This is a genomic window from Burkholderia sp. 10_S31 (assembly GCF_056930375.1).
The window spans coordinates 2,118,361-2,139,482 of the sequence record NZ_JBXOWK010000001.1; the positions used below are offsets into that span (position 1 = coordinate 2,118,361).

Sequence of the window (21,122 nt, forward strand, 5' to 3'; positions counted from 1 at the left end):
ATGGTCCGCCGCCCCCGCCATGATCGCCTCGACCTGTGGATGAACGGCATCCCGGTCGGGTACTGGGAAGTCCGGCGCGGCGTCGAGCGCCTCGTCTACCTGCCCGCGTGGGTCGACGATCCGCAGGGGCGTCCGCTGTCGCTGTCGTTGCCGTTCACGCCCGGCAACCAGCCGCACCAGGGCGCGATCGTCGCCGACTACTTCGACAACCTGCTGCCGGACAGCCAGCCGATCCGCCGCCGCATCGCGCAGCGCTACCGGCTCGGGTCGACCGCGCCGTTCGAACTGCTCGCGTCGATCGGCCGCGATTGCGTCGGTGCGCTGCAGTTGCTGCCGCCCGACGAGAGGCCAGTAGACCTCCAGGCGATCGACGGCACCGTGCTCGACGATGCGGCCGTGGCCGACGTGCTGCGCCACGCGACCGCCGCGCCGCTGCCCGGCCACGCGGAACCGGACGGCGAGCTGCGGCTGTCGATCGCCGGCGCGCAGGAAAAGACCGCGCTGCTGCGCCACGGCAACCGCTGGCTGCTGCCGTCGGGCAGCACGCCGACCACGCATATCTTCAAGCTGCCGCTCGGGCGCGTCGGGAACATGCAGGCCGACATGCGCACGTCGGTCGAGAACGAATGGCTGTGCTCGAAGATCGTCGCCGCATACGGGCTGCCGGTCGCCGCGTGCGACATCGGCCGGTTCGACGACCAGAAGGCGCTGATCGTCGAGCGCTTCGACCGCCGCCCGTCCCGCGACGGCACGTGGATCCTGCGGCTGCCGCAGGAGGACATGTGCCAGGCGACCGGCACGCCGTCGGGCGCCAAGTACGAATCCGACGGCGGCCCGGGCATCGCGACGATCATGGGGATCCTCGCGAATTCCGCCGATGCCGCGCAGGACCGGATGAACTTCTTCGTCACGCAGCTCGTGTTCTGGGTGCTCGCGGCCATCGACGGTCACGCGAAGAATTTCAGCATCGCGCACCTGCCGGGCAATACGTATCGCAGCACGCCGCTGTACGACGTGCTGTCCGCGCATCCGATCATCGGCACGCGCCGCAACCAGCTGCCGCCGCGACGCGCGCGGCTCGCGATGGCCGTGTGCGGGAAGAATCGCCATTACGTGATCGGCGATATCCAGCCGCGTCACTGGATCGCGCAAGGCGCCCGCGTCGGCCTGACCGAGGACGACGTGCGCGCAGCCATGGCCGACGTGGGCGCACGCACGGAACCGGCGATCGCCGACGTCGCGTCGCGCATTCCAGCGGACTTCCCGGCGGACGTGGCCGATGCGATCTTCGACGGGATGCGCCGCCAGGCGCGCAAGCTCGGTGCGGCCGACTAGGCGATGCGCGCGGCCGCGCACCGGCGGCGGGTCATCCATGCGGACGATGCGCCACCGTGCCGACTCCGCACAATGGTCGCCGTGCCCAATCCCGACGCCCGCCCGACATGGAACCCGCCGCCCTCGATACCGCGTTCAGCCCGTTGCAGATCGGCCCGCTGACGCTGCGCAACCGCCTGATCAAGTCAGCGACCAACGAAGGGATGACGCCGAACGGCGTGCCGTCGCGTGCGCTCGTCGGGTTTCATGAGCGCATCGCCGAAGGCGGCGCCGCGCTGACGACCGTCGCGTACTGCGCGATCAGCGACGACGGCCGCACGTTCGTCGACCAGGCGCGGCTCGATGCGCCGACGGTCCGGCAATTCCGCGCGCTGACCGACGCGGTGCATCGCCACGGCGCGGCGGCGTCCGCGCAGATCACGCACGGCGGCTGCTTCACGTTCCTGCCGTCGCTGTCGACGAAACGGCCGTTGAGCGCGTCGGGCGGGTTCAACAAGGTCGGCGTGATGAGCGGCCGCTTCCTGAAGCGGGCGATGACGCGCGACCAGATGACCGTCATTGCCGACGAATTCGCAAATGCGGCGCGGCATGCGCGTGACGCGGGCTTCGACGCGGTGGAGATCCACATGGGGCACGGTTATCTGCTGAGCCAGTTCCTGTCGCCGCTGTACAACCGTCGCCGCGACGCGTATGGCGGCGATGCGGCGCGTCGCGCGGCGTTCCCCGTCGAGGTGCTGCGCCGCGTGCTCGATGCGGTCGGCCGCGATCTCGCCGTGGTCTGCAAGATCGGCGTGACCGAAGGCGTGCGCGGCGGCGGGACGGCCGACGACGCATGCGAGATCGCGCGGCGGCTCGAGGCCGAAGGCGCGCACTTGCTGATATTGAGCGGCGGGATGAACGTCGAGTCGGTATGGCAGCTGTTCGGCAGCCCGCTGCCGGGCGACGCGCGCGCAAACGCCGACAACGCGATCGTGCGCGCCGCGATGGCGCTGCAGAAACTCACCGAGCCGAAGATGGGCGCGTTTCGGGAGATGTATTTCCTCGAGCATTCGAAGAAAGTGCGCGCGGCCGTCAGGATGCCGCTCGCCTATCTCGGCGGCGTGCGTTCGCGCGAAAACGTCGCGCTGGCGATGCGCGAAGGATTCGACGCGGTGGCGCTTGCCCGCGCGCTCGTGTTCGAGCCGGGCTTCGTAAACGGGCTGCGCGACGGCCGCCTCGCGCAGTCGGGCTGCACGTCATGCAATCGCTGCGTCGTGTCGATGTACACGCCGGGTGGAACTGCATGCGCGCTCAAGGAGCCGCACGACCCGGCGCCGAACCGCGTGCCGGCCGCGGGCGCTTGAAGTCAGGCGGCCGCTGATTCCGTGGCCGCTGCCGCTCAGCCTGCGTCGCGCGCGCGGGCCAGCGCCGCGAGGTTCCCTTCGCCGAATCCGTGGTGTCCCTGCCGCTGCACGATCTCGAAGAAGATCTCGCCGGGCCGGCGCTTGACGAAGGTCTGGAAGAACAGGCGCGGCACGCCGTCGCTGCCGATTTCGCCGTCGATCAGCACCGCGCGGCGGCGCAGCGCATCGAGATCGACGCCGTGCCCCGGCAGCCGCGCATCGACTTCGTCGTAATAGCGCGCCGGCGGCTCGATGAATTCGACGCCGTTCGCGCGCAGCGCATCGACGCTCGCCAGGATGTCGTCGGTCGCCAGTGCGACGTGCTGGACGCCTTCGCCCGGATGGTCCGGCAAATACGCATGCATGAGTTCGGTGCGCCGCGTGCCTTCCTCATAGACCGGAATCCGCACCGCGCCGCACGGCGACACCATCACGCGCGAATCTTCCGACACATGCCAGTGCGCGTCGATTTCGTGGATTTCGCGGAAGTGCAGCAGGTCGTGGTAGAAGTCGAGCCACTCGCGCATGCGCCCCGCGCCGACCGTCTGCGTGAAGTGGTCGACCTGCTGCAGGCCCGTGCCCGCGCAATCGAGATCGGTATGCGCGGTCGAGATGTCGATCGGCCGGAAATCGATGTCGAAGATCGAGATGTCGCCGACGCCGCCGCGCTGGCCGTCCCGCCCGCGCCAGCGGTCGACGAAATAGAGGTGCGAATCGCCGATCCCCTGGATCGCGGGAATCTTCAGTTCGCCGACCCCGATCCGCTCGCCCTCGAACGCCCACGCGCCGAGTTCGATTGCCCGCTCGAACGCGCGCCGCGCGCTGGCCACGCGCAGCCCGATCGCACAGACGCCCATCCCGTATTCCTCCGCATAGCGCGCAGCGAACGAATCGGGTTCGGCGTTGATCAGGAACTGCATCTGTCCTTGCCGGTACAGCGTGACGTTCTTGCTGACATGGCGCGCAATCGCCTTGAACCCGAGCTGCTCGAAGCGTTGCGCGAGCGCGCTCGGCACCGGCGCCGCGAACTCGACGAATTCGAGTCCGGCCATCCCGAGCGGATTGGCGGCCGGATCGGCAACGGGCGGCGTATCGCTGGACAGGGGGTGGGAATTGCCGGGCATTCCAGTCTCCGGAGGCATGCGGTCGATGGGGATGACGCCCGGCGCGTGCGGCACGCCCGGCCGAGGTGACGGCCGGACATCCGCCCGATTCGGGTGCGGTTTTGATGGTCCCGATTTTAACCAGATCGTTCACGGCGGCACACCCTGACCGAACGGGATATTCGTCCATCGCCTAGTGCAAACCCGAAAATCGTTCGATAATCGCACACAATCGAACGATAATCGCGCAATTTAACCGATCGGCCAATTGCCGTGACGGAGCGCGCGCCCTATTCTCCGTTCACCCTTCGACTTCAATGCAGCATCGGACGCGGCGCCGCCGCGATTCCACGATGCGCCGTGCCAGGAGACTTCGCCATGACCCCAACCTTCGACACCCTCGACGCCGCCGCCGGCGCCCGCGCGCGCAGCCAGGCCCGCAAGGCCGCGATCGGCAGCTTTGTCGGCGCCGTCGTCGACTGGTACGACTTCCTGCTGTACGGGATCGTCGCCGCGCTCGTATTCAATTCCGAGTTCTTCCCGAAGATCAGCCCGACGATGGGCACGCTCGCTGCATTCGCGACCTTCGGCGTCGGCTTCCTGTTCCGCCCGCTCGGCGGCGTCGTGTTCGGCCATTACGGCGACCGGCTCGGCCGCAAGCGGATGCTCGTGCTGACCGTGATGCTGATGGGGCTGTCGACCGTCGCGATCGGCCTGCTGCCGAGCTTTGCGACGATCGGCTGGTGGGCGCCCGTGCTGCTGGTGCTGATGCGTGCGATCCAGGGCTTCGCGGTCGGCGGCGAATGGGGCGGCGCGGCGCTGATGGCCGTCGAAAGCGCGCCGAAGCACAAGAAGGCGTTCTACAGCAGCGGCGTGCAGGTCGGCTATGGCGTCGGGCTCGTGCTCGCGACGGGCATCGTGTCGATCCTGAGCCATACGCTCGGCGAGGCCGCATTCAAGTCGTGGGGCTGGCGCCTGCCGTTCGTGTTCAGCATCGTGCTGGTGCTGATCGGACTGTGGGTCCGCAAGAGCATGGACGAGTCGCAGGAGTTCGTCGAGAAGGTCGAACACGGCAACCGCAAGCTGCGCCTGCCGGTGCTCGAGGCGCTGACGCGCCATCCGAAGGCATTCCTGCTGATCGTCGCGCTGCGGCTCGCCGAACTGTTCACGATGTATATCGTCACGGCATTCGCGCTCAGCTATTCGACGTCGAATCTCGGCATGTCGCGTGACCTGTTCCTGAACATCGGCCTGCTGGTCGGTGCGGTGAGCTGCGTGACGATCCCGTGCTTCGCCTGGATGGCGGACCGCTTCGGCCTGCGCCGCATCTACCTGATCGGCGCGCTGATCGGTCTCGCGTCGGCGGTGCCGTTCTTCGTCGCGCTGGAGGCACGTTCGATCGCGTGGATCGTGGTGTTCTCGATCCTGTTGGCCAACGCCGCGCACGACATGGTCGTGAGTGTCCAGCAGCCGCTCTTCACCGAGCTGTTCGGCGCGGAATACCGCTATAGCGGCGCGGGCGTCGGTTATCAGTTCGCGAGCGTGGTCGGCGGCGGGTTCACGCCGTTCATCGCGGTGGCGCTGGTCAGTCTGGCCGGCGGTTCGTGGCACCTCGTCGCCGGTTATCTCGCGGTGGGCTGCCTGATCTCGCTGGTGGTCGCCGCGCGGATGCGGGCGGCGCAGTGAGGGAATGACCGGATGGCCGGCCCGATACGCGGCCGGCCATTTCCGCACCGGCTGCCATCCCCGGCCAGCCGGTCAGGCCCCGCCTCCACCCAACGTCAAACACGGTCAATCCCGCGCGCGGAAGCCCATTTTCCCCTCTGAACATTCCACGCCGCCCGCCGACCAATGGCATCATATGGGCCTACGTCAGTCACCGATACGCCCCCATATCATGTCGAATCTCATCGTCCACGGCGGCAACCCGCTGCGCGGGGACATCAAGCCGTCCGCGAACAAGAACGCCGTCCTGCCGATTCTGTGCGCCACCCTGTTGACCGATCGGCCGCTGCGCCTCGTCGGCGTGCCGGACATCACCGACGTGCGCAAGATCCTCGACATCTTCCGCACGCTCGGCAGCGACGTGTCGGTCGATTTCACGACAGGCATCCTCGAGCTCCACCATCGCAACACGGCGTTCGACCCGGCCGTCCACCGCCTGCCCGAGGCGATGCGCTCGTCGATCATGCTGATTCCGCCGCTGCTCGCGCGCTTCGGCGTCGCGCGCCTCGAGAACGACGTGAAGGGTTGCACGCTCGGCGTGCGCGAAATCGATCCGCACGTCGAAGTGTTCGAGCGCTTCGGCGCGCATATCGAGCGCACGCCCGATTCGCTGATCGTTCGTGCCGACGGCCCGCTGACGGCCAACGATCACTGGCTCGACTACGCGTCGGTGACGACCACCGAAAACTTCGCGCTGTGCGCGACGGCGGCAAGCGGCACGTCGACGCTGATGAATGCGGCGTCCGAGCCGCACGTGCAGGAGTTCTGCCAGTTCCTCGCGATGATCGGCGTCGCGATCGAGGGCATCGGCACGTCGCGCCTGTGCGTGACGGGCGGCGGCAAGCTTGGCGGCGGAGAATTCCGCTTCGCCGAGGATTTCCACGAAATCGCGACGTTCCTCGCACTCGGTGCAATCACGGGCGGCGATATCACGGTCCGCAACTCGTCGCCGGAGCATTTCCCGCTGATCGACCGCACGTTCGCGAAGTTCGGCGTGAACGTTACACACCGTGACGGCTGGTCCCGCGCGGAACGCGACGGCCCGCTGCGCGTGCGTCGGCCGTTCACGCAGAACATCCTGACCAAGGTCGAAGCCGCGCCGTGGCCGTACCTGCCGGTCGACCTGCTGCCGATCTTCATCGCGCTCGGCGTGCGCGCGGAAGGCAGCGCGATGTTCTGGAACAAGGTCTACGACGGCGCGCTCGGCTGGTCCGGCGAACTGTCGAAGTTCGGCGCGCACGTGCTGCTGTCCGATCCGCACCGGCTGATCACGTTCGGCGGGCTGCAACTGACGCCTGCGCGCGTCGAGAGCCCGTACATCATCCGCGTCGCGATCGCGCTGCTGATGGTGGCCGCGAGCATCGAAGGCCGCTCGGAAATCATGAATGCGCTGCCGATCCGCCGCGCGCACCCGCATTTCGTCGAAAACCTGCGTTCGGTCGGCGCGAACGTCGAGTGGACGAGCAGCGAGTAACGGCAATCGGGATGCGGCGAGCGTAACGCGCGCGCCGCATCCGACTGTCCCGCTTTTCACATTCGGCCGGTGGCATCGATACGCCGGAAAACCCTCTTCAGCCATCGGTGGCCGTCGCGTTCGCCCATCGTCATGCGTCCCCGCCAGCGGACCAGAAACCCTCAGCGTTCAGGCAAACGGATTTCGCAACATCGGGCCGCCTTGTACTCGCAAGCCGTCATGCATGTCTTCGGTGTACAGGTATTCACACCCCTCGATCGAAGCAGTTGCCACGATGCACGCGTCGTAGAAAGACAAGCGATGCCACTCCGCCAACCGTCGCGCGAGGTCGTGCGTATCGACAGTGATCGGCACGATATGGCACAAACTCCTGATCGGCTCCAGAAACTTCCCCACCTCACGCCACGGCATCCGCAATTTCCGGTGGCAAACGCTGGCGACTTCATTCAATACCTGAACGCTGATGGTCGGCCGCCGAAGGAACAACGCTTCCGCACGGTTTGCCTTGGTTTCGTCCCCGGACAGCAGATAAAGCACGACATTGCTGTCGACGAACGATTTCTCGAACTCAATCCTGCTCATTCGCATCGTCCCGGCTGAACTTGAAATCGGCGGGCAACTTGCCCCTGAAATGCCTCAAGCGCTGCAGAAGCTCGTCGGGCCTGGGCTTGCGACTTACCGCGAAGACCCGAGGGCTGTCGACCACGATTTCGATATCGTCCCCTTCGCGGAGCTCCAGTGCGTCGACCACACTGGCCGGAAGGCGAACCGCCAGGCTATTGCCCCACTTTGCAACCTGCATATGAGCCTCCATGGATATACGTGAAAGATTGTATATCTTCAATGTGAATCAGCAAGCTAGCCGAATGGACGGTTCGGATATCGCGCACTCGTCTTCCTCCACGACTCGCGCGATAATCGCCCACTCCTGCGCGAACACCGCGCACGTCCTGACACGCCACCACCGCCCCTCGACGATGAAAAAGCCCGATCTCGACCGACGCGACTGGATTGCCGGCCTTGAAAAAGGCCTGATGATCCTCGAGGCGTTCGACAGCCAGCACGCGCGAATGACACCGACACAGGCCGCCGCCCGCACCGGGCTCACGCGCACGGCCGCGCGGCGCTACCTGCTGACGCTGGAATCGCTCGGCTACGTGTACACCGACGGCAAGCTGTACGGCCTCACGCCGCGCGTGTTGCGGGTCGGCTGGTCGTACTTCGATTCGGCGCGCCTGCCGCGCACGGTCCAGCCCTATCTGCAGCAACTGAGCGCATCGCTGAACGAATCGGCCTACGTGAGCGTGCTCGACGGCTGGGAGCTCGTGTTCATCGCCCGCAACGGCGTGTCGCGCGTGATGACGACCGGCTTCGTGCTCGGCGCGCGCGTGCCGGCCCCGCTGACGTCACCCGGCGTCGTGCTGCTCGCGCATCATCCGGATCGGGAGGCGGTCCGCGCATGGCTCGCCGATACCGCACTCGCGCCATTCACGCCGAACACGATCACCAACAAGGCACGCCTGCTCGAACAGGTCGACCACGCGCGCGACGCGGGCTTCGCGGTGATCGAGCAGCAACTGCAGGTCGGCGTGCGCGGCATCGCGGTGCCGCTGAAGAACCGTCACGGCGAAGTCGTCGCCGCGCTGAGCACGAACATGCCGATCGGCGCGGAATCGACGGACGCGGCCGTGCGGCGCGTGCTGCCGCATCTGCAGGAAACCGCGCTCGCGATGCTCAACGTGTTGTAGGGATTCGGGCAAGCGCGTACGCGGTACGCCCCCTGACGGTCACCCGATCCGCCACCACCGTGGCAGCAGATCGCGCACCTCCCGCCTTCGGTAACGATCGTCGATCAGATGCACGACGCCCTCGTCGTGCTCGGTGCGGATCACGCGCCCGGCAGCCTGCACGACCTTCTGCAAGCCCGGGTACAGATACATGTAGTCGTACCCGTTGCCGAAGCGCGCATCCATCGCGCGCCGCATCTGTTCGTTGACGTCGTTGACTTGCGGCAGCCCGAGCGTCGCGATGAACGCGCCGATCAGCCGTTCGCCGACGAGATCCACGCCTTCCGAGAACGCACCGCCGAGCACCGCGAAGCCGACACCGCGCCCGCCCGCGTCGAAGCGCGCGAGAAACGCGTCGCGCTCGCTTTCGGCCATGCCGGGCGCCTGGGCCCACACGGGTACGTCCGGATGGCGCGTCTGCATCAGCGCGACGACGCGCCCGAGATAGTCGAAGCTGCTGAGAAAGCCGAGGTAGTTGCCGGGCCGCGTCGCATACTGCGCGGCGATCAGGTCCACGATCGGTTCGAGCGAACGGTCGCGATCGCGCCAGCGCGTCGACACGTGGCTCGCGACGCGCACGGTCAGTTGCTCGGCGCGAAACGGCCCGTCGACGTCGAGCCAGCCCGTGTCGGCCGGCAGCCCGAGCGTGTCGCGATAGAAATGAAACGGGCTGAGCGTGCCGGAAAACAGCACGGTCGCGCGTGCGGCTTCGTAGCGCGGCGCGAGAAAGCCGGCCGGGATCACGTTGCGCACGCACAGCGTCGACTGGATGCGGCGTCGGCGCCCGGCCGGCGCGCCCCCGTCGGGCTCCGACTCGCGTGGCAGCGGCTCGCCGTGCAGCGTCGCGTCGAAGATCGACGCACCGTCGAACGCATCGGCGAGCACACCGAACTGGATCGCCTCGAAATGAAAGCGCAGCAGCGCATCGCCGTTCGCGCGCGGCGCATCGGTCAGATGCTCGCCGATCGCCGCGACAAGGTTCTGCACGGCCGACACGATCGGGCCAGGAATCTCCGGGTACGCCGCGTAGCGCTCGGCCTGTGCGCGATTCACCGTCCCCCACGCACGCGCGAGCCGGTCGAATGCCTTGCGCAGTGCCGCCGGTGCTGCCTCGCGCGCAGCCGCGAACGCGAACGGGTCGAGCGACGCGCTGTACATCTTGCGTGCGCGATCGAGCAGGTTGTGCGCTTCGTCGACGAGCACGCCGACGCGCCACTGGTTCTGCTGCGCGAGCGTGTGCAGCATCGCGCTGCCGTCGTAGTAGTAGTTGTAGTCGCCGATCACCATGTCGGACCAGCGCGCCAGTTCCTGCGCGAGGTAGTACGGACAGATGTCGTGCGCGAGTGCGGTCTCGCGCACGGTATCGCGATCGAGCAGCCCCGCCCCGATCGCCGCGTCGCGCGCGGCCGGCAACCGGTCGTAGAAACCTTGCGCGAGCGGACACGATTCGCCGTGGCACGCGCGGTCCGGATGCTCGCACGCCTTGTCGCGCGCGACGAGCTCCAGCACGCGCAGCGGCAGCGCCGGCGTACCGGCGCCGAGCGTCGTGGCCGCCTCGAGCGCGAGCGCGCGGCCGGGCGTCTTCGCGGTCAGGAAGAACACGTGATCGAGCTCGCCCTCGCCGCACGCCTTCAGCAGCGGAAATACCGTGCCGAGCGTCTTGCCGATGCCGGTCGGCGCCTGCGCGATCAGGCAGCGTTCGTCGCGCGCCGCTCGATAGACCGACACCGCCAGCTCGCGCTGACCGCTGCGGAATTGCCCGTGCGGAAACGTCAGCGCGCGCAGCGCCGCATCGCGGGCCGCGCGATGCGCGGTCTCGCGCTCGGCCCAGCCGACGAAGCACGCGCACTGCTCGGCGAAGAACGCGGCGAGCACGCTTGCGCTCAGCGTTTCCGTCAGCACGGTCTCGCGCTCGGACACGATGTCGAAATACACGAGCGCGACGTCGATTTCCGCGAGGTCGCGGGCGTCGCACATCAGGTGCGCATAGACCTTCGCCTGCGCCCAGTGCAGCGCGCGGTGATTGGCCGGCATCGCATCGAGGCTGCCGCGATAGGTCTTGATCTCCTCGAGCCGGTTCGCGACCGGGTCGTAGCCGTCCGCGCGCCCGCGCACGGTGAGCGTGCCCCAGGTACCCGCCAGCGCGATCTCGGTCTCGTAGCGCGCGCCGCGCTTCGACGTGACGGCACCGTGACCGGCAATGCCTTCGAGCGCGGTCGGCGCGGGCGTGAAGCGCAGGTCGAGATCGCCGCGTCGCGCGGTGAACTCGCACATCGCTCGCACCGCGACGACATAGCTCATGCGGACAGCCCCGCCGCTTCAACCTGCTCGACGCCGGCGCCTGCCCATTCGACATCGACGACACGCACCGGAATGCCATGTGCGATGCAGTACGCTAGCCAGCGCGTCTGGTTGTCCTGCAGCCGGTCGCCGGGGCCCTTCACCTCGATCAGTTCGTAGCGCTGCTCGTCCGGCCAGAAACGGACGAGGTCGGGTAGCCCCGAACGATTGCCGCGGATGTCGGCGAGCAGGCGCGTGAACCACAGCCGAAGGTGCGCCGGCGGCAGGCAGGCGAGCGCCTGGTCGAGCAGTTCGTCGGTCAGCACGCCCCAGAACACGAACGGCGATTGCAGCCCCATCTTCGTTGCATGGTGCCGGCGAATCGTGTCGCGATATGCCCCCGAGTCGAGTTGGGCGAAACAGCCGGCGAACGCATCGGTGCGGCGCACCGCGAAATCGGGCGCGTGCAGGTCGGCCGGGCCGCGCTGGAACGGGTGAAAGAACGCGCCGGGCACGGCCGCGAACACGGGCTCCCAGCACAGCAGCCCGAACAGCGAATTGATCAGCGTGTTCTCGACGTAGTGAACCGGCGCGTCGGGCTGTGCAAGATGGTCGCGCACCGCGAATTCGACGCTGACAAACGCGTCGGGACGCGCCAGCACGAGCGTTTCGCGCGGCACGTCGGGCGCGCTGCCCGCGCGTTCGACCCGTTGCCCGAGACGGCGCTGCAGGCGCGGCAGCATCCGCTCGACGCGCTGGCGTTCCTCGTCGCTTTCGAAGCCGCTGCGCGCCTCGAGCGCCAGCGTGAGCGCATCGTCGTCGCATCCGCAGCGTTCGAGCACGCGAATGCGCCGATGCCGGCTGCCCGGCCACGCACTGCGCGCATAGGCGTCGAGCGCGGCGGTCCAGTCGGCGCGCCGCTCGCAGGTCTGCCCAAGCGTAAACAGCAGCTTCGCGCGGCGCGTCGCGAGCCACGGCTGCGCGCAGCCGACCGCGTCGATCGCCCGCAGCAGGTCGTCGAACGGCAGGTCGTCGGGCCACGCGTCGAGTGCTTCGCGGCACGTCTGCAGCGCGAGATACGTATCGACGTCGGCTCGCTGCTGGAACGCGCGCGACGACGGCGCGAACGGCACGCTTTCGTACTGGAACACGCCGAGATCGGCGAGCACGAATTCGCTCCAGTCCTGATGAAGATTGCCGAAGAACATCAGCCGCAGCCGGTCGCACAGCGCACCGACCGTCACGCGCAGCACGCGATCGTCGGCCTGCGCGCACCACGCGTCGAGCGGTTGCGCAACCTCGTGCGCGGGCCGCAACCGTTCGAGCCAGTCGGGCTTGCGCTCGCCCGCGTGCGCGGCGAGCGACGGGAACATCTTCAGCAGATCGGCCTTGGTCGACAGCGCGAACAGTTCGTCGAGCGTGAGCGCGGGCGCCGGATCGACCCAGCCGAGTTCGACGAGCGGCGCGGCCGCGTCGAGCGTGCTGCCGATTTCGTCGTACACGAGCTTGCTCGCCCGGAAGTCGGATCCGCTGCGCATCAGCATCCGCACGAGCAACGCGCGCGATGCTTTCGGCAGCCGCGCGAAATGCGCGAGAAACGCGTGTTCGTGCGCGTCGAGCAGGTCGTCGTAACGCTCGCCGAGCCAGGCCAGCGCGCGTTCGAAGTTGGTCAGGTAGTAAAACGCCGGAGGCGTCGGCGATGCAGGCGTCACGGGGATCGATCACTGTACGTTTGTACAGGTCGGAATCATATCAAATGTGACGAAAAATACCGCATGCCGCGCACCGCCCGGCCGCGCCCGCGGGTCCCTCGCCGATCAGAACTGGTAGTTCACCGACATGTCGAACACGCCGTTCGTCGACTGCTGCGTGATCGGGCTGCGCCGTGCACGGCCGACGAGCTGCTCGATCGCGCCGTCCATCGTCACGAACCAGTGCTTGTTGACGAACCAGACCATCGTCACGCCAGCGCCGAACGACTTCATCCCCGCGCCCGACGAATAGGCCGGCAGCCCGGAACGCGCGGACGCCCCCGGGCTCACGCCGAACCAGCTGTTCATGTAGCGCGAATCGGCGAACGACACGGTCGGCCCGGCGAACCAGAAGAAGTGTTCGTTGCTGCCCGGCATCGGCATGTACGCGGAGAAATCGCCGACCCAGCCGTTCGAGCCGCCGATGCTGCGCCGGACGTCCGCGCGCAGCACGAGCGGGAAATCCTTCGAGATCACATAATCGGCCGCGAGCTTCATCACCGGCGCCGCGTTGATGTTGTCGAGCCCGTTCAGGTGGTCGAGATCGTCGGCCGAGCGGCGTCCAAGGTCATAGCCGACCGACATGCTCACGCGCCAGTTGGGCCCGCGCAGCACGTTCGCGCCGAGCCCCTCGCCCGTCGACAGGAAGAACAGGTCGCGATAGCGCAAGTCGAAGTTCGGGCCGCCCATCACGCGATATCGATCGGAGCCTGCGTAGCGCGGCTGCAGCGTCATCGCGGCACCGACGCTGACCTGCCACGTGCGGACGGTCGGGTTGAACAGTTTCTGCAGCGGGACGCCCGCCGAGTATTGCCATTCGCCGAGCGGCGAAGGCGTCTGGGCCGACGCGTCGCGGGCACCGGACGCCGCCAGCGCGGCGAAGGCCGACAGGCCGGACACGAACCGGCGGGTGCCGGGCGACAACAATGGGCGGGCAACGGTCATCAAGGCGGTCTCCGTCGGTTGCGCGAAACGAACCTGAGGGAAAGCGCGTCGCGCCTGACCGGCTGCAACGGCAGGCAGCCGGCGGCGCGAACGTAGCGTGCGCTGAATTAGTGAACATCCTACGCGACGCGCGCGAAGCCGCAAAGCGCCCGTTGAGCACGGGCACTTTGCCGGCCCCCGGCACGCGCCAGAGGATGGTTGCGGAATCAGAAACGCTCGACGTGATAGTCGCCGGCGAGCGCGGCCGGGCTGCGCTTCGACATCATGCGCGAGAAGCCATCCGCGAGCCGCCCGAGCGCGAGCTGCTTCTGGCTCGCGTCCCAGTGCGTGTAGGTGTCGTAGGCGGTGTCGTCGAACGACACGGTGACGGCGACCGGGTGGCCGCTTGCGCGAAAACCGATATGCAGCACGCCGCCCGGCAACTCCTCGATGTGGTAGCGCAACGAACGCGACTCGAAATAGCGGCCCAGCACCTGGGCGATCGCGCGCTTGTCCGGCGATTGCACGTGAATGTCCATGATGGTCCTCCTTTCAGTGATCGCGCGGCCGGCCGCGGTTCGCTGCGCCCGCCCGGCATCCGTATCGGCGGCGGCCGCGATGGCGGATCGCCCTGCGGCAGGCCCGGCGGCACGGGCGGATCGACCGGATCGTCGTGCTCGGGCAGCGTCGGGTCGGGATCGACGTCGGGCGTCGGTTCGGGACGGTGCAGCATGGATCGCGTGTTCATGTCATTCCTGCGCGGCGGCTCGCGCGTGTCGATTGGCGCGGCGACCGGGCGCAAGCGGCGTGCCCGCTCGCCGGTGCGGCCGCGCGGCCGGTCATGCGTCGCAAGCCGCCGTCACGTCACCCGCCCGCGCGTGCGCCCTTCGGCGGCGAGCTGCACCGCGCGCGGACGGATCGGACGGCGCACACACCGCGCGCGCTCCGGCCCAGCGTACACGGTATGTTTCAGTTCGCGAACCTCGTTCCTCCCGTCGAACATGCGCCTCTCGGGCCGATAGACCGGCGATTCGCACTTCCAGGTCGCAAACCGCTCGCACACGTGACTGAAAACGCCACCGCACCCGTTCGCGTCGTAACGTATCCTTTTTCCGTGGGTTCATTCATCACGATGTCCTCTCGTCCATGCCGGCGGCTCTCGGGCCATGTGTTCGCCAGTCCGGCCGGCCCGGCGGCTGCAAGCGCCATGCGGCCCATATTGCGCGGCACGGCGCTTGCGTCCGTCGTTACCAGCAAGGAGGTTCGATCATGACCGTTTTCGCTACCGGCCGCCGCGACGCCGTGTCACCGGCTGCCGGCCTGCTTCCCCTCGCCGTGTCGCGCAAGCCGTCCGATGACAAGACGGAGGAGCGTATCGACGAAGGGCTCGAGGAGACGTTCCCGGCCAGCGATCCGCCCGCCGTTGGCGGTGCGACCCGTATCGACCCCGCCAAGCCGTCCAGCGAACGCGACCGTCGCGCGCCCGACGCCCCACCACCGCCCCGCGATCACGGCTGACGTCGGCACCCGGCCTCCCGATGCGCGGCAGCGTAGCGCCGGGCCGGCACAACCGGAGTGAACTGATGAAACGCATGGAACGTGCATGGCACGAAGTCAGCGGCGCGGCGGGCGTCGTGGCGCTCGCCGCGATCGAGAGCGCGCTGGTATTTGCCATCGTTTTGATAACGGGCGTCGGCCACTGAGCATCATCGCTCGCGGCCCGGTCGCGACTGCCGCCGTGGAAGATGTACAAGCCGACTGGCAAATTTCTCCACGGCCCTGCCGCGCGGCGCCGGCGTGTGCCGCTTGAACGCGGCACGCGTCCTGCTTCCGGATCGTCTCGCTCACGAAGGAGGCGTTCATGTATCGCGTCAACGAAATCATGTCGCGCGACGTGGTGTGCGTCGCGCCGACCGACACGATTCGCCATGCGGCCGAATTGATGCAGCGCTTCGACATTGGCGTGCTGCCGGTCTGCGACGGCACCGAGCTCGTCGCGATCGTGACGGACCGCGACCTCGCGGTGCGCGCGCTGTCGCACGGGCATTCGCCCGACACCGCCGTGAAGGCCGTCGCGTCGACACCCGTGCAGTGGTGTGTCGAGGACGATGGCGTCGGCGACGTCCAGCAGCGGATGGCCGATGTGCAACTGCACCGGATGCCGGTGCTCGACGCCCGGCACCAGATCGTCGGCATCGTGTCGCTGGGCGACATCGCAACGCGCGCAGGCGGCCCGGCACGCGACGAGCTGGCAAATACGCTCGAGGACGTGTCGTTGCCACGCCACCGCTGACCGGCCCCTCGCTCGTGCGGCTCGCGATTCGCGTGCGCCGCGCCGCCTCGATCAGGAGAAAACGCGATGACAACGGACAGACCGTCGCGCACGCATGCGCGGATTGTCGGCGACAGCGGCCATTCGGCCGGCGGACCGGGGCCGGACGTGATGGCCGCCGGCATGCTGGAGGACGATCACGTGCTGACGATGGACGGCGACGACATCGGCAAGGTCACGAACATCATGCTCGACGTCCGCTCGGGCCGGATCGCGTACGCAGTCGTGTCGTCGGGCGGTTTCCTCGGGATCGGCGACAAGCTGCTCGCAGTGCCGTGGAACGTGCTGACGCTCGATGTCGAGCGCCGCTGCTTCGTGCTGCCCGTGCCGACCGAGCGCGTACGCGAAGCGCCGGGCTTCGACAAGGGCCGCTGGCCCGCGATGGCCGATCCGACGTGGGCCGAGGCGCTGCACGCGTATTACGGTGCGTCGCCGTACTGGCTGATCGAGGAAGGCGAAACGGCGCTCGACTCGCCGCCTTACGAGGCGTCGCCGGGCGGCCCGGAGAACGACACGCGGCGGCATTGACCGACGCGCGGGTCTGCCGCACTGGTGATGCGGATCAGCGCGCGGCCGCGACCGAATGCTCGAGCTCGCGCGCGGCGCTCAGGTGCGCCTTCAGCATCGGCAGCATGTTGGCGGCATACGCGCGAAGCTGCGGGTCTCGCCCGTTGCGCGCCTCAGCTTCGTAGAGCCTGATCGTCGCCTCGTGCGCGTTCGGTCCTGCCAGCGCGATATAACCCTTGTCAAACGCATGGCCAGTCTGGGTGCGCAGCGTCGTCACCGCCGGATCGACGAGCATGCGCGCCTGCACGGGCAAACCCTTTTGCGCGCCGAGCCGACGCAATTCCGTGGTCATGCGGCCGTGGTCGTCGAGCATCCGGCGCGCGAACGCCTTCACGTCCGGATTCGACGACCGATCGAGCGCGAGCTGGCTCGCCTGCCATTCCGTCTTGCCGACGATGCCGGCCTTGTCGACGAATTCGGCGTCGATGCCGCTCGGCCGCCGCGTCATGTCCGCTTCGTCGGCAGTCTCGCCCGGACGGATCACACCTGGCGCCACGTGAACGGACGATGCAGGCGGTGCCTGCGCATGCGCCGGTGCGAACGTCGTCGCGCCGAGCGTCGCGAGCATGGCCGGTACCAGCATGCGCGCGGTGCCGGCAAGCACGACGAATCGGCGCGAGTTCCTGACGTTCTCCGTCATCCGGATCTCCGTATCCGTCGACGGATCGGCCCGATCGAACGCCGCAGCCCATCCGTCTTGCGAGGCGATGCGCGGTCGTGAACCTGCGCGTCGATGTTGTCGGAGGCCAGCCCGCGCTCGGCGACGAGCGCCGCCCGGATCCGGGACGCGATCGTCGCATCACGCAGTTGGCCGCCTCCGGCCGACACCCTGCTCGCGAGCTTCGCCGGCACGCGCTCGTCAGCCGATGCGTAGCGCGGCGTCGCGAGCCATGCACACGACGGCACCCGTATGCTCATGATCGGCGCGACGGACGGCATGCGCCCGAGGTGCGTTGGCCTCCCTCTGGTGTCGTCGCGCTGCGTCCTGTCCGATCCCTGCATCGTGCCTCCTCGCGGGTGCGCGGATGCCCGCGTGTCAGCGGTGCCGTCCGGTTGGCGCCGCCCCATCGGCGGGCGACACGTCGGCGATCACGCCGGCGAGTGTCGGCATGTCGACCGGCTTGCACAGATACGCGTCGAAGCCGGCGGCCATCACGCGGCTCCGGTCCGCCGTGCCCGCATGCGCGGTTACCGCAACGACGGGCAGGTGCCCGACGCCGTCGGGCAGATGGCGGATGTGGTCGATCAGCCAGAAGCCGTCGCCGTCGGGCATCGCGAGATCGGACAGCACGACGCTCGGGTGCTGCCGTGCGACCAAGTCGAGCGCATCGTGCCCCGATTGCGCGGTCGATACCTGCGCGCCGAGGGTTTCGAGCGCTGCCGCAAGGCTTGCGCGCGACGTCGCGTCGTCGTCGACCACCAGCACGCGCTGGCCGTCCAGCGCGACCGCCGTGGACGCACCGCTCGGCCGCACCGGATGGCCGGTCGGATCGTCGGCGTCCCACTCCACCGGCAGGACCACGGTCACGGTCGTGCCGCGTCCCGCGCCTGCGCTCGTCGCCGCGACCTCGCCGCCGTGCAGCCGCGCGATGTTGCGCACGATCGACAGGCCGAGCCCCAGCCCGCGTTTCGGCGACGCGGACGCGCCTTCCGGCCGGTTGAACGTATCGAACAGATGCGGCAGGCGTTCCGCGGAAATGCCCTGCCCCGTATCGGCGACCGACAGCCGTACGCGCGCGCCGGCCCGGGTCAGCGACACCTTGATGCGGCCGCCGGGCGGCGTGAACTTGATCGCATTCGACAGCAGGTTCGACAGCACCTGGCGCATGCGCTCGCTGTCCGCGGAGATCACGCAGTTGGACATCGCGCACGCGGTCGACAGTTCGAGCCCGTTCGCCTCCGCGGTCGCGCCGAGTTCGCGCACTGCCTGGTGCACGATGCGCACGAGGTCGACCGGCGCGCGTTCGAGCCGCATCCGCCCCGTCGCGAGCGACGATGCGTCGAGCAGGTCGCCGACCATGCGCGACAGCGATCGCGCGCTGCGATCGATCGCGTCGATCGCCTGGTGCGCGAAGCCTTGACCGTTGTCGCTGCGCAGCACCTCGACCCAGCCGTAGATCACATTCAGCGGTGTGCGCAGTTCATGCGACACAGTGGCCAGCAGTTCGTCCTTCAGCCGGTTCGACTCGTCGGCCTGCACGCGCGCGTCGCGCGCGCCGCGCAACGAACGCAAGTCGCGCCGCTCGTCGCGGCGGCGTTCGTGCGCTTCGCGCAGCGTCATCGACAGGCCGGTGCAGTTGCCCTGCGCGTCGACGATAGGCGACGCCGCGAAGGTCGCGCGAAAGCCGCCGCCGCCGCGGCGCAGGCACAGGATGTCGAGTGGCCCGGCGGGCACGCGCGCATTCGCGAACGATGCGGGAAGCGGATGCAACCGCAGCCAGCGCGGCGCGATCAGCGTCGTGACGTCGTGTCCGATCGCCGTCGCCGCGTCGATGCCGAAGAGGCGCCGCGCGGCCGGGTTCCAGCTCGTGATCCGCCGCGCGACATCGAGGCCGACGATCGCGTCGGGCGATGCGTCGACCACGCGGCGCAGCAGGATGTCGTCGAGCGAGCGCGCCGAGGGTGCCGGTTCGCGGCGCGACGTGCGCGCGTCGTCCTCTTCAGCATCCTCGGCCCCGCGCAGCCGATCGTTTGCAAGCAGCGGCTTGACGGCCGTCACGAGCACGCATTCGACGAAGCTGATCGCGATGAAGGCGCCGGCCTGCGTCAGCCACGCGGGCAGCAGCGCATCGCGCCACCACAGCGCGCCGATCACGGCCACGCTCACGGCGGTCGCGGCTAGGCCGCCGCCGAACGACGTCAGCCACGCCGCAGCCGCGACACCGACGTAGAAAGGCAGCGGCGCAAACGGTTCATGCACGCCGACGACGTGAATCGCCCACGCCTGCAGCGCGGACGCCAGCCCGACGGCCAGCACGACCCATGCGCCCTGCCGAAACAGCTCACGGGTAAAGGTCCTCATCGTGTCCCTGCATCGCGCCGGCAACCGTCGCGCGACGGCATGCCGCCTCAGCGGTCGGCATGCCGTCAAGCGTGCCGCGCGAGCCTTCAGGCCCCCGCAACTCGCGTACCCGCGGGATGGCGTTCGAAGACCTGGCCGCGCAACCCGCGTTGACGGCGTCGCTGTCGCGTCGGTCCGCCGCGTGCCGTGTTTGCGCGGCGCGCGCTTGCAGGTGCGTTTCGATTTTTCATTCGGCGGGTGTAAAAAGGCATCGGTGGCCTATCCCCGGCTGCCGCATACCGGCATCGCGATGCGGCGATCGCGTATTTCTTCCGGCATCGCATCGAACATTGGAAATTTCTATACCGCGGCACCTTCCGCACCGTTCCGCTGTCGATAATAAATATTGCAACGAAGGGAATGCGCGATGCCGATTTTCAAAACGGCCCGCTGACACCTATGGCTGAATCCGCAAACCGTCCGAAGCAACGCGCCGACGCGCGCCGGCTGTCCGGCCGCTCCGCGGCGATGCGCACGCTGCTCGGCCGTATCGAGAAAATTGCTCCGACCCGCGCCAGCGTGATGATTGCCGGCGAAAGCGGGGTCGGCAAGGATATCGTCGCGCGACGGCTGCACGACCTCAGCGCGCGCCGCGACGGGCCGTTCGTCCCCGTGAACTGCGGCGCGATTCCGGCGGACATCGCCGAAGCGCAATTGTTCGGCCACGAGAAAGGCAGCTTCACCGGCGCCGTCGCGCAACGGGAGGGATTCTTCGAAGCCGCGTGCGGCGGCACGCTGCTGCTCGACGAGATCGCGGAAATGCCCGCGGCGCTGCAGGTCAAGCTGCTGCGTGCGCTCGAATCGAACGCGATCGTGCGCGTCGGCGGCACCGAGTCGATTCCGCTCGACGTGCGCATCCTGTCGGCGACCCGCCACAACCCGGCCGAAGCCGTGCGCGACGGCCGGCTGCGCGAGGATCTGTTCTACCGTCTCGCCGCGTTCGCGCTGTATGTGCCGCCGCTGCGCCAGCGCAACGGCGACGTCGAGGCGATCGCACATGAATTCGTCGAGGCCCTCAACGCACGGCACCGCTCGCACAAGCGGCTGACCGACGCCGCGATCGCCGCGCTGCGCGCGTATTCGTGGCCCGGCAACGTGCGCGAACTGCACAACACGATCGAGCGCGCGTACATCCTGGCGGACGACGGCATCGACGTCGCGCTGCCGAAGCCGACGCCGCTGCCCGACCAAACGTCGGACGACGCGATGGCGCTGCCGCTCGGCGCGACGCTGCACCACGCGCAGCAGCGCTTCATCGCGGCGACGCTGGATCACTTCGACGGCAACAAGCCGCAAGCAGCGAAAGCGCTCGGCATCAGCCTGAAGACGCTCTACAACCGGCTCGCGCTGATGCGCGACGGCGGCCACGCCTGAGCGTCGCCGCGCGCGTAACGCGCGGCG

Annotated in this window: 19 protein-coding genes; 9 read left to right on the forward strand and 10 right to left on the reverse strand. The window is 68.4% G+C overall.

Annotation, left to right across the window (positions count from 1 at the left end; all coding sequences use genetic code 11):
* Complete coding sequence (locus tag AC1Z3W_RS09485; protein WP_057927159.1) at positions 1-1,335, forward strand: type II toxin-antitoxin system HipA family toxin; 1,335 nt, start codon at positions 1-3, stop codon at positions 1,333-1,335.
* Positions 1,336-1,442: 107 nt separating this feature from the next.
* Positions 1,443-2,678: an NADH:flavin oxidoreductase gene (locus tag AC1Z3W_RS09490; RefSeq protein ID WP_483507496.1), complete on the forward strand. Its 1,236-nt coding sequence runs from the start codon at positions 1,443-1,445 to the stop codon at positions 2,676-2,678.
* A 35-nt stretch (positions 2,679-2,713) separates the two neighbouring features.
* Here AC1Z3W_RS09490 and AC1Z3W_RS09495 read toward each other — a convergent pair whose 3' ends face one another.
* On the reverse strand, positions 2,714-3,841 hold the full coding sequence (locus AC1Z3W_RS09495) for a 4-hydroxyphenylpyruvate dioxygenase family protein (protein ID WP_124831924.1): 1,128 nt from the start codon (positions 3,839-3,841) through the stop codon (positions 2,714-2,716).
* Between the two features lie 357 nt (positions 3,842-4,198).
* Here AC1Z3W_RS09495 and shiA point away from each other — a divergent pair, with 357 nt between their 5' ends.
* Positions 4,199-5,506, forward strand: coding sequence for a shikimate transporter (shiA, locus tag AC1Z3W_RS09500; RefSeq protein WP_057927156.1), 1,308 nt, complete (start codon positions 4,199-4,201; stop codon positions 5,504-5,506).
* 211 nt (positions 5,507-5,717) lie between these two features.
* Entirely contained in the window at positions 5,718-7,019 is a 1,302-nt protein-coding gene (locus AC1Z3W_RS09505) for a UDP-N-acetylglucosamine 1-carboxyvinyltransferase (protein ID WP_057927155.1), read from the forward strand.
* Positions 7,020-7,187: 168 nt separating this feature from the next.
* Here AC1Z3W_RS09505 and AC1Z3W_RS09510 read toward each other — a convergent pair whose 3' ends face one another.
* Together AC1Z3W_RS09510 and AC1Z3W_RS09515 are read right to left on the reverse strand one after the other, a co-directional pair.
* Positions 7,188-7,601, reverse strand: coding sequence for a PIN domain-containing protein (locus AC1Z3W_RS09510; RefSeq protein ID WP_483507497.1), 414 nt, complete (start codon positions 7,599-7,601; stop codon positions 7,188-7,190).
* The gene (locus AC1Z3W_RS09515) at positions 7,588-7,821 is read right to left on the reverse strand and encodes an AbrB/MazE/SpoVT family DNA-binding domain-containing protein (protein ID WP_057927271.1); all 234 of its coding nucleotides are present in this window, start codon (positions 7,819-7,821) and stop codon (positions 7,588-7,590) included. The genes AC1Z3W_RS09510 and AC1Z3W_RS09515 overlap by 14 nt, the downstream gene beginning before the upstream one ends.
* A 175-nt stretch (positions 7,822-7,996) precedes the next feature.
* On the opposite strand from AC1Z3W_RS09515, the gene AC1Z3W_RS09520 reads away from it, so the two are divergent.
* Positions 7,997-8,767, forward strand: coding sequence for an IclR family transcriptional regulator domain-containing protein (locus AC1Z3W_RS09520; protein ID WP_057927153.1), 771 nt, complete (start codon positions 7,997-7,999; stop codon positions 8,765-8,767).
* A 39-nt stretch (positions 8,768-8,806) separates the two neighbouring features.
* On the opposite strand, the gene AC1Z3W_RS09525 is transcribed toward AC1Z3W_RS09520, so the two are convergent.
* The 4 genes from AC1Z3W_RS09525 to AC1Z3W_RS09540 all read right to left on the reverse strand — a co-directional run bounded on the left by AC1Z3W_RS09525 (position 8,807) and on the right by AC1Z3W_RS09540 (position 14,300).
* On the reverse strand, positions 8,807-11,107 hold the full coding sequence (locus tag AC1Z3W_RS09525; protein ID WP_124831922.1) for an ATP-dependent DNA helicase: 2,301 nt from the start codon (positions 11,105-11,107) through the stop codon (positions 8,807-8,809).
* Positions 11,104-12,798 carry a VRR-NUC domain-containing protein gene (locus AC1Z3W_RS09530; protein ID WP_483507498.1) on the reverse strand — a complete coding sequence of 565 codons (1,695 nt, stop codon included), beginning with the start codon at positions 12,796-12,798 and terminating at the stop codon, positions 11,104-11,106. Before AC1Z3W_RS09530 ends, AC1Z3W_RS09525 begins: the two co-directional genes overlap by 4 nt.
* A gap of 105 nt (positions 12,799-12,903) precedes the next feature.
* The gene (locus AC1Z3W_RS09535) at positions 12,904-13,782 is read right to left on the reverse strand and encodes a MipA/OmpV family protein (protein WP_057927150.1); all 879 of its coding nucleotides are present in this window, start codon (positions 13,780-13,782) and stop codon (positions 12,904-12,906) included.
* 206 nt (positions 13,783-13,988) lie between these two features.
* Positions 13,989-14,300 (reverse strand): hypothetical protein, encoded by a 312-nt coding sequence (locus tag AC1Z3W_RS09540; RefSeq protein ID WP_057927149.1) that lies wholly within the window; start codon positions 14,298-14,300, stop codon positions 13,989-13,991.
* A gap of 730 nt (positions 14,301-15,030) precedes the next feature.
* Here AC1Z3W_RS09540 and AC1Z3W_RS09545 point away from each other — a divergent pair.
* From AC1Z3W_RS09545 to AC1Z3W_RS09555, 3 genes are all read left to right on the forward strand, one after another.
* Positions 15,031-15,279: a hypothetical protein gene (locus tag AC1Z3W_RS09545; protein ID WP_124831919.1), complete on the forward strand. Its 249-nt coding sequence runs from the start codon at positions 15,031-15,033 to the stop codon at positions 15,277-15,279.
* A gap of 343 nt (positions 15,280-15,622) precedes the next feature.
* Entirely contained in the window at positions 15,623-16,054 is a 432-nt protein-coding gene (locus AC1Z3W_RS09550; protein WP_057927147.1) for a CBS domain-containing protein, read from the forward strand.
* Positions 16,055-16,120: 66 nt separating this feature from the next.
* Complete coding sequence (locus tag AC1Z3W_RS09555) at positions 16,121-16,621, forward strand: PRC-barrel domain-containing protein (RefSeq protein ID WP_483507499.1); 501 nt, start codon at positions 16,121-16,123, stop codon at positions 16,619-16,621.
* Between the two features lie 34 nt (positions 16,622-16,655).
* Here AC1Z3W_RS09555 and AC1Z3W_RS09560 read toward each other — a convergent pair whose 3' ends face one another.
* The 3 genes from AC1Z3W_RS09560 to AC1Z3W_RS09570 all read right to left on the reverse strand — a co-directional run bounded on the left by AC1Z3W_RS09560 (position 16,656) and on the right by AC1Z3W_RS09570 (position 19,682).
* Positions 16,656-17,243: a DUF4142 domain-containing protein gene (locus tag AC1Z3W_RS09560; protein ID WP_409364288.1), complete on the reverse strand. Its 588-nt coding sequence runs from the start codon at positions 17,241-17,243 to the stop codon at positions 16,656-16,658.
* A 53-nt stretch (positions 17,244-17,296) separates the two neighbouring features.
* Positions 17,297-17,578, reverse strand: coding sequence for a BON domain-containing protein (locus AC1Z3W_RS09565; RefSeq protein ID WP_242431838.1), 282 nt, complete (start codon positions 17,576-17,578; stop codon positions 17,297-17,299).
* A gap of 118 nt (positions 17,579-17,696) precedes the next feature.
* Positions 17,697-19,682: a hybrid sensor histidine kinase/response regulator gene (locus AC1Z3W_RS09570; RefSeq protein ID WP_483507500.1), complete on the reverse strand. Its 1,986-nt coding sequence runs from the start codon at positions 19,680-19,682 to the stop codon at positions 17,697-17,699.
* A gap of 375 nt (positions 19,683-20,057) precedes the next feature.
* On the opposite strand from AC1Z3W_RS09570, the gene AC1Z3W_RS09575 reads away from it, so the two are divergent.
* Complete coding sequence (locus tag AC1Z3W_RS09575) at positions 20,058-21,095, forward strand: sigma-54-dependent transcriptional regulator (protein ID WP_175824891.1); 1,038 nt, start codon at positions 20,058-20,060, stop codon at positions 21,093-21,095.
* The last annotated feature ends 27 nt before the right edge of the window (positions 21,096-21,122 follow it).